Origin of the sequence: Chelativorans sp. J32, from assembly GCF_000518985.1 — a bacterium.
In the GTDB taxonomy this organism is placed as follows: Bacteria; Pseudomonadota; Alphaproteobacteria; order Rhizobiales; family Rhizobiaceae; genus Chelativorans.
Genome location: NZ_JAEQ01000002.1, coordinates 29683 through 42930, shown reverse-complemented (window position 1 = coordinate 42930; position 13248 = coordinate 29683). Strand labels below are relative to the sequence as shown.

12 protein-coding genes are annotated in these 13248 nt (G+C 60.9%); 9 read left to right on the top strand and 3 right to left on the bottom strand.

The features are described 5' to 3' along the window. Window positions 1–530: 530 nt before the first annotated feature. Window positions 531–1268 carry a phosphatase PAP2 family protein gene (locus CHEJ32_RS0103375; RefSeq protein WP_028032588.1) on the bottom strand — a complete coding sequence of 246 codons (738 nt, stop codon included), beginning with the start codon at window positions 1266–1268 and terminating at the stop codon, window positions 531–533. Between the two features lie 95 nt (window positions 1269–1363). Here CHEJ32_RS0103375 and CHEJ32_RS0103370 point away from each other — a divergent pair, with 95 nt between their 5' ends. From CHEJ32_RS0103370 to CHEJ32_RS0103360, 3 genes are all read left to right on the top strand, one after another. Next, window positions 1364–2491, top strand: coding sequence for a site-2 protease family protein (locus CHEJ32_RS0103370; RefSeq protein ID WP_028032587.1), 1128 nt, complete (start codon window positions 1364–1366; stop codon window positions 2489–2491). Window positions 2492–2714: 223 nt separating this feature from the next. After that, the gene (rnk, locus tag CHEJ32_RS0103365; protein ID WP_028032586.1) at window positions 2715–3122 is read left to right on the top strand and encodes a nucleoside diphosphate kinase regulator; all 408 of its coding nucleotides are present in this window, start codon (window positions 2715–2717) and stop codon (window positions 3120–3122) included. Window positions 3123–3271: 149 nt separating this feature from the next. Continuing rightward, complete coding sequence (locus tag CHEJ32_RS0103360) at window positions 3272–3802, top strand: hypothetical protein (protein ID WP_028032585.1); 531 nt, start codon at window positions 3272–3274, stop codon at window positions 3800–3802. Between the two features lie 9 nt (window positions 3803–3811). Here the strand turns inward: CHEJ32_RS0103360 and CHEJ32_RS0103355 are convergent, their stop codons facing one another. Together CHEJ32_RS0103355 and CHEJ32_RS0103350 are read right to left on the bottom strand one after the other, a co-directional pair. Next, window positions 3812–5491 (bottom strand): formate--tetrahydrofolate ligase, encoded by a 1680-nt coding sequence (locus CHEJ32_RS0103355; protein WP_028032584.1) that lies wholly within the window; start codon window positions 5489–5491, stop codon window positions 3812–3814. A 93-nt stretch (window positions 5492–5584) separates the two neighbouring features. Next, the gene (locus CHEJ32_RS0103350; protein WP_028032583.1) at window positions 5585–6706 is read right to left on the bottom strand and encodes a DUF2333 family protein; all 1122 of its coding nucleotides are present in this window, start codon (window positions 6704–6706) and stop codon (window positions 5585–5587) included. 229 nt (window positions 6707–6935) lie between these two features. On the opposite strand from CHEJ32_RS0103350, the gene CHEJ32_RS0103345 reads away from it, so the two are divergent. The 6 genes from CHEJ32_RS0103345 to choV all read left to right on the top strand — a co-directional run bounded on the left by CHEJ32_RS0103345 (window position 6936) and on the right by choV (window position 13247). Next, complete coding sequence (locus CHEJ32_RS0103345) at window positions 6936–7913, top strand: tripartite tricarboxylate transporter substrate-binding protein (RefSeq protein WP_028032582.1); 978 nt, start codon at window positions 6936–6938, stop codon at window positions 7911–7913. A gap of 56 nt (window positions 7914–7969) precedes the next feature. Further along, window positions 7970–8431: a tripartite tricarboxylate transporter TctB family protein gene (locus tag CHEJ32_RS0103340; protein ID WP_028032581.1), complete on the top strand. Its 462-nt coding sequence runs from the start codon at window positions 7970–7972 to the stop codon at window positions 8429–8431. 10 nt (window positions 8432–8441) lie between these two features. Further along, on the top strand, window positions 8442–9950 hold the full coding sequence (locus CHEJ32_RS0103335) for a tripartite tricarboxylate transporter permease (protein ID WP_028032580.1): 1509 nt from the start codon (window positions 8442–8444) through the stop codon (window positions 9948–9950). Window positions 9951–10130: 180 nt separating this feature from the next. Next, entirely contained in the window at window positions 10131–11078 is a 948-nt protein-coding gene (locus tag CHEJ32_RS0103330) for a choline ABC transporter substrate-binding protein (protein ID WP_028032579.1), read from the top strand. A 130-nt stretch (window positions 11079–11208) separates the two neighbouring features. Next, window positions 11209–12063: a choline ABC transporter permease subunit gene (gene choW, locus CHEJ32_RS0103325; protein ID WP_028032578.1), complete on the top strand. Its 855-nt coding sequence runs from the start codon at window positions 11209–11211 to the stop codon at window positions 12061–12063. After that, a complete protein-coding gene (gene choV, locus CHEJ32_RS0103320; protein ID WP_028032577.1) occupies window positions 12060–13247 on the top strand; it encodes a choline ABC transporter ATP-binding protein in 1188 nt (395 codons plus the stop codon). The genes choW and choV overlap by 4 nt, the downstream gene beginning before the upstream one ends. Window position 13248: the final 1 nt, after the last annotated feature.

Here is a 13248-nt window from a genome sequence, read left to right as displayed (position 1 = left end):
GTCCGGGTGCGAAACAGAAATTCTAAAGAGGCCCAAAAATGGTACCCACTAGCATAGCCCCCGGGCCGTCCGCGGGGATCGTCTACTTCGATTGTTCTCAAATCGGCGGCTCCCCGGTGGGGCGCCCGTTCAGGGATCAGAAAAAGCCGGCTTCAAATAGCCTGCCCGACCGATCCGAATTTCCTTCGCCGGCGCAAGAGGAAGTCATCGAAAGCGTCCTCGCGGAAAAACGGGAAGCTCTGCAGGCCGATCCAAAGCTCAAATTCGTCGCGACGGTATACAGGCACCGGGACGGCCGATTGTTTCTGCAGGACGGCCAGCACCGTCTCGTCGCCAGTTGCGTGGAGGGACGCCCGATCGGCTTCAAGATCAAGTCCGTAGGCTTTCCCCTGAAGCCGAATTCCTGGGAAGAAACGCGATACGTCAACGATCGCGTGCCTGCGAAAGAACGGCTCAAGCAAACAAAGTAGAGGAGAAGGAGAGGCCGCTTTACAGCGGCCTTCTCCGCCTGAGGGGCCGGGCAGCGGGAGTTATCCGCGCGTTTTCCGCCGCCTTGCGAATTGCAGCCCCGCCACCACGAGCCAGGCGAGGCTTGCCCAGGCGACGCCAAGAGCCCAGCCGGCGACAACGTCGCTTGGCCAGTGAACGCCCAGATAGATGCGGCTGATCCCGACCACGACGGAGATGAAGATCGCAACGCTCACCACATAGATGCGCACGCGCAGATCCTCGAAGAAGCGGATGACGAGTGCTGCGAGCGTCAGATAGGCGACGGTCGTCACCATCGCATGTCCGCTCGGGAAGCTTGCGGTGTGCACGATATCAAGTTGGGGCACGAGATCGGGCCTCGGCCGATCATAGAATTGTTTGAAGAGGAAGGATGCAAGCGACCCCGTGCCGACGGACAGGATTGCGTAAAGTGCCGGACCGTAGCGATTCGTGACGATCAGGAGCCCAACGACGATGGCGAGGGCGAGAACGATGAGCGTATAGCCGCCGAGCGCCGTTATCTCCAGAGCCGCCTCCTCCAGCCATGGTGGACCGAGCGGATCGGCCGTATTTGCCGGGTTGCGGAAGGCGAGAAAGAAGTGCTCATCCCATTCCCGCAATTCACCTTCAGCCATCTCACTGGCCATTGCGAGGAAAATGTAGAGCCCCAGCCCCATGATGCCGGTCACGGCCACGGGAACGACCGCCTGCGGCCGCCATTGCATGCCCCGAACGATGCGCGTCGCCCGTTCGATCAACGTGGCGGAATCAAACTGCATTACCCCTCCATCGCGTCAATGGCTTGAAAATAATAACGTGGTTCCAAATGTCTTCTGATATGTATTCACGTCCATTACGGCAGGGGCGCGGCATCATGACCTGGTCGTTCAGCATCGGTAAGTTCGGCGGCACCGTTGTTCGCGTGCATATCACCTTCCTCCTGCTTCTCGTCTGGATCTGGTTCATGCATTACCGGATCGGAGGGTCATCCGCAGCTTGGGAAGGCGTGGCCTTCATCATAGCGGTCTTTGCGTGTGTAGTGCTGCATGAGTTCGGTCACGCGCTGGCGGCCCGGCGCTACGGCATAAAGACGCCCGATATAACGCTCCTTCCCATAGGCGGCCTGGCGCGGCTCGAGCGCATGCCGGAGGAGCCTGGCCAGGAATTCGTGATCGCTGTGGCCGGCCCGCTGGTCAATGTCGTAATCGCCGGCGTCATTCTCATCGCACTCGGCGGAACGGTCGGCGCAGAACAGATGATGCAGGTCGAGGATCCGAGGGTGAATTTCCTCGTCCGGCTTGCCGGCGTGAATATTTTCCTCGTGCTCTTCAACATGATCCCTGCCTTTCCGATGGACGGGGGACGGGTGCTGCGCGCCATCCTGGCGACGCGGATGACATGGGCGCGGGCGACGCAGATCGCGGCCAATATCGGCCAGGGACTGGCATTCCTGTTCGGCTTTCTCGGCCTCTTCTACAACCCGCTTCTGATCTTCATCGGAATCTTCGTCTATCTGGCAGCAGCTGCCGAAGCTCAGAACGCGCAGATACGTGATATCGCCAACAGCGTTCTGACCAGCGACGTGATGGTGACGGAATTCGCCGCACTGGAACGATCGGCAACCATCGCCGAGGCGATCGACCGCTTGCTCGCGACCACGCAGACCGAGTTTCCGGTGCTTGATGCCGATGGTCACCTATCCGGCCTGCTTACCCGTAACGACATGATCCTGGCGCTGAAGGAAACCGGGCCGGACGCTCCGGTGGTGAGCGTGATGCGCACCGATGTGCCAAAGGTCCATCGACGTCAGAACCTGACTGAGGGCTTCAGGCTCATGCAGGAGAAGAACGCCCCCGCGGTAGCAGTCATCGACAGCAGCGGGCGCCTGGTAGGTCTTCTCACCCATGAGACGATCGGCGAAATGATGATGGTTCGAGCAGCCATGCCGGAGGGTTTCCGCTTCGGGAGGCCACGGCATACTCCCTTTGCCCACCGTCCTTGACATTGGCGCACCGCTAGCCCAACTTAACCTTATGAGCATGATCGAACTTCGCCAGTCCTTCCTCTTTCGGGTGTGTCCCATCGCTGGACACTAACCCCGGGTTCGGGCTGTGCGCCCCCGGACCACGGGGGCGCGATGGCCGGTTCTGATCGGCAAATTCGCAGCAGGCGCATCCAGCAAAACAAGAACAAATCCGGGCAAGCCCGGAGTTACGGATGACCCTATGCAGAATAAGCGCAAGCCACGCATCACCATTTCGAGAACTGACCACGACAGGCTTCTGGGCCTCGCGACGGCGATCGAGAACCGAGACCCCGTTCTCGCCGAAAACATGATCGGCGAGCTGGAGCGCGCACGAATCGTGGAGGATGCAGCCTTGCCTGACTCGGTTGTGCGGATGGGTTCTACCCTGACTTATACCGCCGATGACGGCGAGCCGCAGACCGTCACTCTCGTCTATCCGGGAGAGGCCGATATCGCCCAAGGCAAGATTTCGGTGACGACACCTGTGGGTACGGCGCTTATCGGCCTTTCCGTGGGCCAGACGATCGATTGGACGGCGCGCGACGGCCGCGTTCACCGGCTTAGCATCACGCATATCGGCGAGCCTGAAGGCGACAACAGGCCATGAGCCTGAGACTGCTCTTCTTCGCGGGTTCACTTCAAAACGGCAGCTAGCCCCTGCGCCACGGAAATATTGGCGCAGGGGTGGCCTCACCAACTTCGTCAGCCGAGGGGCAGCGCTTCTGCGCTGCCGCCCCAAGGGGTTTGGAGACTGCCGTGTGGAAGAGACCGGGCTGCACGCTCACCAAAGAAGATTTTGATATTCTCCGGCGCATGCTGGAAGAGCACCAGGACCACGACGAGGCGATGACCTCACTGCTGCGGCAGAAGCTCGACACGGCTCAAGTCGTTTGCAAGGCGGACATGCCGGACAATGTCGTGACGATCGATAGCCGCATCAGCTTTCGACTCGGCAATGGCATGCCGGAAACGCGCATCATCAGCCGGGATCGCTCAGGTGGCCCGGTGAGCTATTTTCTGCCGATCACGACCATGCGCGGGCTGGCGTTGCTGGGTTTGGCGGAGGGGCAGACGGCAGCCATATCGCGCAACTCTTCCCTGGTCGAAATCCTTCAGGTGACTGCAATCCACTATCAGCCTGAGCGCACCGAAAGGCTGCGCGAAGCAGAGGAGGCGATCCATCCGGGCCTGCGCCATGCCGAGACCAGTCGGGAGGCGGACCATGTGGTCGGCAGAGGTCGCGTCAGCTTCCCGGAAGGCGATGATCCGGGTCCGAGCGCGGCTTGATTCCCTTGGTCAGGAAAGCCCCTCTATATAGCCTCTTTCATTGAGAAATATCCGCTCGGCCGAGGGCACGCTGGGCAGGCCGGGCATGGTCATGATCTCACCGCAGATCGCGACCACGAATCCGGCGCCGGCGGATAACCGGACTTCTCGTACCGGAACCACGTGGTCCACCGGGGCACCGCGCAGATTGGGATCCGTCGAGAAGGAATACTGGGTTTTGGCCATGCAGACCGGCAGACGGCCGTAGCCCTGCTCCTCCCATTTTTCGAGCTGGGAAAGCACGCTGTGCTCGGCCACCGCGCGGGAGCCCCGATAGATGCGGCGGACGATGGTGTTGATCTTTTCAAAGAGCGGCATGTCGTCCGGATAGAGCGGGGCAAATTGCGACGCACCCTTTTCGGCCAGATCCACAACCCTCTTTGCCAGTTCCTCGATACCCGCCGAGCCTTCGGCCCAGTGCCGGCAGAGCACCGCCTCCTCGCCTTGTGCTGCAACATACGCCTTCACCGCCTCTATTTCGGCAGCAGTATCTGTGTGGAAGTGATTGATGGCGACAACGGCGGGAACGCCGAACTGCTTCACGTTCTCGATGTGGCGCCCGAGATTGGCGCAACCTTTGGTAACCGCCTTCACATCCTCCGTGCCGAGATCCTCCTTCTTCACGCCGCCGTTCATCTTGAGCGCGCGCACCGTTGCAACGATAACAGCGGCCGCAGGCTTCAGCCCCGTCTTCCTGCATTTGATGTCGAAGAATTTCTCCGCGCCCAGATCTGCCCCGAAGCCTGCCTCCGTCACCACATAGTCGGCGAGTTTCAATGCCGTGGTGGTGGCCATTACGGAATTGCAGCCATGGGCGATGTTGGCGAACGGGCCGCCATGGACGAAGGCGGGGTTGTTCTCGAGCGTCTGCACCAGATTGGGCTGAAGCGCCTCCTTGAGGAGGACGGCCATGGCGCCGTCTGCCTTGAGGTCGCGCGCAAAGACCGGGCTTTTATCGCGCCGATAGGCGACGATGATGTTACCGAGACGCTCTTCCAGATCGCGCAGGTCCTTGGCGAGGCATAGGATCGCCATCACTTCCGAGGCGACTGTGATGTCAAAGCCTGCCTCGCGCGGATAGCCGTTCGCAACACCACCCAGCGAGCAAACAATGTCACGAAGCGCGCGGTCGTTCATGTCCATCACACGCCGCCAGGTAACCCGGCGCGTGTCAATGCCGAGCTCGTTTCCCCAATAGATGTGATTGTCGATCAGCGCGGCGAGCAGGTTATGGGCCGAGGTGATCGCATGAAAATCGCCGGTGAAATGGAGATTTATGTCCTCCATCGGGATTACCTGCGCGTAACCGCCGCCCGCCGCCCCGCCCTTCATGCCGAAGCAGGGACCGAGGGACGCTTCCCGGATGCAGACGATCGCCCTTTTCCCGATGCGGTTAAGCCCATCGCCAAGGCCGACGGTGGTCGTGGTCTTGCCCTCCCCTGCCGGTGTCGGATTGATCGCTGTCACCAGGATCAATTTTCCATCAGGTCTTTTTCGCATCTCGGCGATGAAATCGGCCGAGACCTTGGCCTTGTCGTGGCCGTAGGGAAGGAGGTGTTCAGAGGGGATGCCGAGCTTTGCCCCTATTTCCTGGATCGGCTTTTTTCTCGCTGCGCGCGCGATCTCGATGTCCGACTTGACTTCCGCCATCAATCTCCTCCCGGCCGCTCCAGCCTCAAATAGCATAAAGGAGCGCTTCAGGCATTCGCTATCCGAAAGGCCGTGGCGCCTCGGGAGCCGGCATCACCGGTCCAGGACTTCTCTCAATTCAACGAGATTCGAGCGGGCCCGCAGGATATAGAAACCCATGGTCGCCAGATGGGTGGGCATGATCCAGCCAGCCTCCCGGCCATTGGAGATGATGAAGGGAGTGATGTTGAGCGCTGCTCGGAACTGGCTTTCGGTCTGATCCCAGAGCGGACCCAATGAGCGTTGCGCAATGACGCCGTTGAAGTCGATGCGCGCGGCATGCAACAGCCCGTAATATCCATAGAGCTGGCCATAGGCGAACCAGAACCGATCGTCCGCCCGCGTGTCCAGCCAGCCGCCATTATGGTTTTCCGAGCGCTCGCGCAGAATCGCCGATGTCGAGCCGAGGTCGCCGGCGATGCGATCTAGATACTGGATCAGATTGTCAGCCCGTGCATCGAAAGTTGCCTGACAACTTTCAAGCCGCGTGTTGAAGCTGCGCAGCGATGAGATGGCACTTCGGTAAAAACTCGGGGTCGGCGTCTTCGGGCCGAAAGGATTGAGGCCGAAATACCATGCGTCCTCGCTGAACTGCATGTTCTCGCGCGCCTTTTGCAGGTCGTTGTCGATCTGCGATGTGCCGCGGACCCGTCCCAGCGTATCCACAAGCTCGACCGTGGTGCGCCGCACAGCCTGGTTCACACCCCGCTGGAAAGAGGCCTTGTTGTCGAAGAAGGGCGTGTCGTCCCAATCGAGGCCGAAAAAGCCCAGCTTGTAGAAGATCATCGAGGTGATCCAGGCGTTCTGGTTGACGTTGAAATCCGTCAAATCGGCTGCCACTTCCGCGATAGCCGAAGGCGCACAGCTCTGCGCCTGCTGGCCTGCGGCCGCCGGCATCTGTTCGCCGGGGGCGGCGCCCTGCCTTTCTATGTCATAGGCCTGCACGTAATCGGGATTGAAGCCCGTCCACACCTGCGTCTGCCATAAGAAGTAGATGTACAGGCCGACAAAAAGGACCAGAAGGCCGCCAACGATGCCGCGTGCAATCCAGCCGCGCCGCACGAACCAGCGCCCGAGCGCCATGAAGGGCCAGGCCAGCCAGTAGATCAGCCAGCCGATTCCCTTGCCGATGGCGGCAAAGATCCGCGTGAAGAACCCAAGGATCGAATCGTGCACCGGCACCCCCTGACCACAGCGCCTCCTGGCGAAGTCCCTCCTCAGATAGGCGGTTTTGGCCTCCATCACAATGCAGCGAGTCGACAGCTGTCTTCATTTCGCACCGGGCGGGCACCTGTGGAGCAGCGGCCTAATAGGCATTCTCGTAGATAAGTATAAGTTGTGCGGCCGAGACGGATGGGTATCATCATCTAGATTGCTGTCTGACAGCTTCGATGGGAGGAAATTCATGCGCAAATCACTGTTTGCGATGGTCAGCGTCGCTGCCGCCTTCGCAATGCCACTCGGGGCCTCCGCCCAGACCTATCCGGACCGGGCGATAACCATCGTGGTGCCGTTCTCGGCCGGCGGCCCGACCGACACCGTGACACGTCTGGTGGCCGAAGCGATGTCAAAGGATCTCGGGCAGCAGGTGTTGGTGGAAAACGTGGGAGGCGCAGGCGGCACGCTCGGAGCGGCGCGCGTGGCCGAGGCGGAACCGGACGGCTACACTCTGCTCCTGCATCACATCGGCATGGCGACGAGCGCCACGCTCTACCGCAAACTACCCTATGACACGCTGAATGCGTTCGAATATGTCGGTCTGGTGACGGAAGTGCCGATGACCATCGTCGCCCGCAAGGATTTCGAGCCGCAGGACTTCAAGGGGCTGATCGATTACGTGAAGGCGCACAAGGACGAGGTGACGGTGGCGAATGCTGGCATCGGAGCCGCCTCGCATCTTTGCGGCATGCTGTTCATGAGCGCGGTGGAAACCCCGCTCGTTACGGTGCCCTATCAGGGAACCGGCCCCGCAATGACCGATCTGCTGGGCGGACAGGTCGACATCATGTGCGACCAGACGACGAACACCACAAAGCAGATCCAGGCAGGCACGATCAAGGCTTACGCGGTAACCACGCCCGAGCGTCTCGACGTTTTGCCTGACCTCCCAACGGTTGCGGAAGCCGGTCTGCCGAACATGCAGGTGGGAATCTGGCACGGGCTCTATGCACCCAAGGGCACGCCTGCGGAGGTCGTCGACCGCCTCTCCAAATCCCTCCAGGTGGCGCTGAAGGACGAAAATGTCGTCGCCCGTTTTGCGGAACTCGGCACGACACCCTCTCCCGAGGCGGACGCCACTCCGGCAGCGCTGAAGGCGAAACTTGAGGGCGAGATCCAGCGGTGGCAGCCCATCATCGAGGCAGCCGGCGTCTACGCAGACTGAGACTGCGGGGCGCTTCATGCGCCCCGATCTTCTTCAATGAGCGCGGATAAGCAGACGTGAATGGTTACACCGTCGACAAGGTGAATTTCGCCTGTGGGCTTCTCTTCATAGCGATTGCGGCGGTCTTCGCCTTTCAATCTCTCGGGATGGAGCTCGGAACAGCCTTCCGCATGGGACCGGGCTATTTTCCCCTGTTGCTTTCAGGCGTGCTCGCCCTGCTCGGCGTGATCATCCTGATCCAATCGATCCGATCAGACGGCGAGCCGCTCGGACCGATCGCCTGGCGGGGGATTCTGCTCATTTTGCCCGCGCCGATCTTTTTCGGACTCACCGTCCGCGGACTGGGTTTCCTGCCCGCCATTCTCTGCACCGGCTTCATCGCTTCCTTCGCCAGCACGCGGATGACCGTCCTGACAGCCGCCGCGGTGGCGGCCGGTGTCACAGCATTCACTTACTTTGCCTTTGTGTACGCCCTCGGCCTGCCTTTCAAGCTGGTCGGCCCATGGCTGAACTTCTGAGGCCAGCGCTTTGGATCTTCTTCAGAATCTCCTGCTTGGCTTCCAGACTGCTTCGACGCTCTGGAACCTGCTTTTCTGCCTCGTCGGGGTGATGCTCGGCACGTTGATCGGCGTATTGCCCGGCATCGGATCGACGGCGACGATCGCCATGCTCCTTCCTGTGACCTTCCAGATCGGCGATCCAGTGTCTGCGCTCATTATGCTGGCGGGTATTTATTACGGCGCGCAGTATGGCGGCTCGACAACAGCCATCCTGATCAACATGCCGGGCGAATCGTCCTCTGCAGTCACGGCAATCGACGGCTATCAGATGGCGCGCAAGGGTCGCGCCGGTGCAGCATTGGCGACAGCAGCCATCGGATCCTTCGTGGCAGGCACGGTGGCAACGGCGCTGGTGGCGGTGTTCGCCCCCCCGCTCACCGCGATCGCGCTCAAATTCGGCGCAGCCGAATATTTCTCGCTGATGATCGTAGGCCTGGTTTCCTCCGTCGCCCTGGCGCACGGATCGGTGATCAAAGCGCTGGGCATGGTCATTGTCGGCCTGCTGCTCGGGCTTGTCGGCACCGACATATATACCGGCACGCCTCGCTTCACCCTGGGCATCCGTGAATATGCCGACGGTCTCAACTTCGTCGCACTGGCGGTCGGCCTCTTCGGTATCGCCGAAATCCTGCGGAACCTGGAGAGCGAGCGCACGCGCGAAGTCTTGATAGCGAAAATCTCCAGCCTTTTGCCCACGCGCGAAGAGTTGAAGCGGATGGCGGCTCCGATCCTGCGCGGCACCGCGCTTGGGTCGGCGTTGGGCGTATTGCCCGGCGGCGGGGCGATCCTCGCCTCATTCGCTTCTTATACCCTTGAGAAGCGCGTGTCGGATCATCCTTCCGATTTCGGCAAGGGTGCGATCGAAGGTGTTGCAGGGCCGGAGTCGGCCAACAATGCCGGCGCACAGACCTCCTTCATCCCGATGCTCACCTTGGGCATTCCGGCCAACCCGGTGATGGCCCTGATGATCGGCGCGATGATTATCCAGGGCATCGTGCCCGGACCGAATGTCGCGACGGAACAGCCGGCACTTTTCTGGGGTGTGATCGCCTCCATGTGGATCGGCAACCTGATGTTGGTGATCTTGAATTTGCCCCTGATCGGCCTGTGGGTGAGGCTGCTTAAAGTTCCCTATTACATCCTCTTCCCGATCATCATGGCCTTCAGCTCCATAGGCGTCTACAGCGTCAACGCAAACGCTTACGACCTTTTCTTCGTCGCCTTCGCCGGGTTGGCCGGCTATGTCCTCGTCAAGTTGCGATGCGAGCCGGCGCCGCTTCTTCTCGGCTTCGTCCTCGGCCCGCTGCTGGAGGAGAATCTGCGCCGGGCCATGATTCTGTCCCGAGGCGATCCCTCCACTTTCTTCACCCGCCCCATCAGCGCAACCCTCTTGCTCATCGCGCTTGCAGTGCTGGTGGTCGTTCTCCTACCCAGCGTTCGCAGGAAACGCGACGAGGTGTTTGTGGAGGAAAGCTGAGCGCTTGAACCAAGCGAATAGGCGCTTTGCGGCCGCGGGCCAATGCTTGCGGCCATGAACCGGCGCCCGTTGCCCGACCGCTTTGCCCTTGAACCGGCCCGGAATTGATGCTTGCCTTGAGGACGATGAAGTCCTTCCATGGGGCTTTGGAATGCCGGAAGCAGTCGAGGGGAAAACATCATGACCTGCAAAAAACAATTGGGTACCGGGCTTGGTCTGATACTCGGGCTCACGGTGGGATCGGCTCTTGCTGCGGAGCCTGATTCCTGCCGCGCGGTCACCTTTTCCGATGTCGGCTGGACGGACATTACCGCGACGACGGCCACCGCCTCGGTGCTGCTCGAAGGGCTTGGCTATGAGCCTGAGGTGGAGGTGCTTTCGGTGCCGGTCACCTATGCCTCGCTCAAGAACAAGGACATAGACGTCTTCCTCGGCAATTGGATGCCGACCATGGAAGCCGACATCAAGCCCTATCGTGAAGAGGGCACGGTGGAGACCGTGGTCACCAATCTGGAAGGAGCGAAATACACGCTGGCCGTACCGCAATACACTTTCGATGCAGGCCTCAAGACCTTTGCGGACATCGACAAGTTTCGCGAGGAACTCGACGGCAAGATCTACGGCATCGAGCCTGGCAATGATGGCAACCGGTTGATCCTCGACATGATCGACAACGACACGTTCAGTCTGGGGGATTTCGAGTTGGTGGAAAGCTCCGAGGCAGGCATGCTCTCGCAGGTGCGCCGTGCGGTGCAGGCCGAGCAGCCCATCGTTTTTCTCGGCTGGGAACCTCACCCGATGAACGCCGATATCGAAATGGCCTATCTCGATGGTGGTGACGAGGTGTTCGGCCCCAATTACGGCGGCGCCACCGTGCACACCAATGTGTGGTCGGGCTACACGCAGGAGTGCCCCAATATGGGCCAGCTGCTCAAGAACCTCGTTTTCTCGCTGGAGATGGAGAACGAGATCATGGGAGCGATCCTCAATGATGGCGAGGATCCCCAGGCAGCCGCTACCGCCTGGCTCAAGGAGCATCCGGAAACGCTCGAACCCTGGCTGAAGGGGGTCACCACTTTTGAAGGTGAGGACGGCCTTGCGGCTGTAAAGTCGCATCTGGGCCTGTGATATCCAAGCACTAGGGCAGCTGCTTCGACCGCGGGGCTTACGCCAACACTCGAGAAACGGAAGTCCGGCCGTCTCAATTGTAGGCCGGCCGCCCTTTTCCTAGCGCCGACTTGAGGGTATCACCGGCGCTATGGACCCCGTAACGGAGTGGATTGAGGCGTGGAAAATCCCCATCGGCAGATGGGGCCGCTCGTTCTTCGATTTTCTCACGACAAACTTCGCCTGGCTTTTCGATACGCTCGCCGACGGAGTGGCGGCGGCGCTTGATGGGCTGGTGGCCCTTCTTCTCTGGGCGCCGCCGATCCTCGTCGTCCTGTTGCTTGCCGCCCTCGCCTATGCACTACAGCGATCATGGAAATTGGCGCTGGTGGTGGTGATCGGCTTCCTGTTCATCATCAATCAGGGGCTCTGGACCGAGACCATCCAGACGCTCGTGCTGGTCGTGGCGGCTACTGCCGCTTCCATGGTCATCGGGGTGCCGATCGGCATCTGGGCGGCGCACAATGAGCGGGTGTACCAGGTGTTGCGGCCCATTCTCGACCTCATGCAGACCTTGCCGACTTTCGTCTATCTGATTCCCGTTCTTATCCTTTTTGGGCTGGGCGCAGCGCCCGGCCTCATCGTCACGGTCATCTTCGCCGCGCCTGCACCGATCCGTCTCACCTATCTTGGCATCACCTCCGTGCCGACCCCGATGCTGGAGGCGGGCCAGGCTTTCGGCGCGACCAAGCGACAGCTTCTTTGGAAGGTGGAATTGCCCGCCGCCCTGCCCTCCATCATGGTCGGCCTCACCCAGTGCATCATGCTCTCGTTGTCGATGGTGGTGATCGCGGCGCTCATCGGCGCCGACGGACTCGGCAAACCGGTGGTGCGGGCGCTCAATTCCGTGAATATCCCGCTTGGCGTGGAAGCGGGCCTCGCCATCGTCGTGCTTGCGATCATCCTTGACCGGATGGCGCGGCTCAGCAGGGAGCAAGACCGATGACGCCAGCGGTAGAGTTTCGCGGCGTCGACATCATATTCGGCGGCGAGAAGGAGACCGCCGAGGCCCTGAAGCTGGTGGACGAGGAGAAAAGCCGCGCCGAGATTCTGGAGCGCACCGGCGCGGTGGTGGGCTGCGCCGGAGCAAATCTCACCGTTAACAAGGGTGAGATATCGGTTCTTATGGGTCTTTCAGGTTCGGGGAAATCCACGCTGTTGCGATCCGTAAACCGGCTGAACCGCGTAGCCCGTGGCGAGGTGATCGTCCATGATGGAGACTGGTCGGCCGACGTGGTCACCTGCTCGGACGCCGAGCTCCTGAAGATTCGCCGCGAATGCGTGGCCATGGTTTTTCAGCAGTTCGCCCTGCTTCCCTGGCGCACGGTTGCCGAAAATGTAGGATTCGGCCTGGAGCTTGCCGGCGTGCCCGCGAAGGAGCGACGGCAGCGGGTCATGAAACAGCTCCAGCTCGTCCACCTCGACGACTGGGCCGGTAAATACGCGCACGAGCTTTCCGGCGGCATGCAACAGCGCGTGGGGCTTGCCCGCGCCTTCGCAACCGAGGCGCCGATCCTGCTCATGGACGAACCCTTTTCCTCGCTCGATCCACTGATCCGCACCAAGTTGCAGGACGAGCTTCTTGAGCTTCAAGCGCGGCTCAAGAAGACGATCCTGTTCGTCAGCCATGATCTGGAGGAGGCGCTGAAGATCGGCAACCGCATCTCCATCATGGAGGGCGGTCACATCGTGCAGACGGGCACGCCTGAGGAGATCGTGCTCAGGCCTGAAAACGACTATGTGCGCGACTTCATCGCCAATGTGAATCCGCTATCGGTGCTCACCGCCTGGAATGTGATGCGCGACGCGCGCGACCTCGAAAGCGCGGGGGAAGGCTGGCTGTGGCTCGATCTGCGCCGCACCACCCGCTTCAAGCTGGATGAGAACATGCTCGTGGTGGATGCCGAGCGAAACGGGAAGCCGGCGATCTGGCTTTCGTGTGATTCCACCGAGGTTCTTCCCGAAGACCAGCCCAAGGTTTACTGGGCGCGCGCCGGCACTCCGCTCAAGACCGTGATGCAGGCCATGCACCAGTCCCACACCGCTCCCGTAGCGCTTTTCGACGAATCGTCCCGGTTCGTCGGCGCCATTGGAGTGCGTGACGTGTTGCGAGCGGTCTTACGCCGGTAGC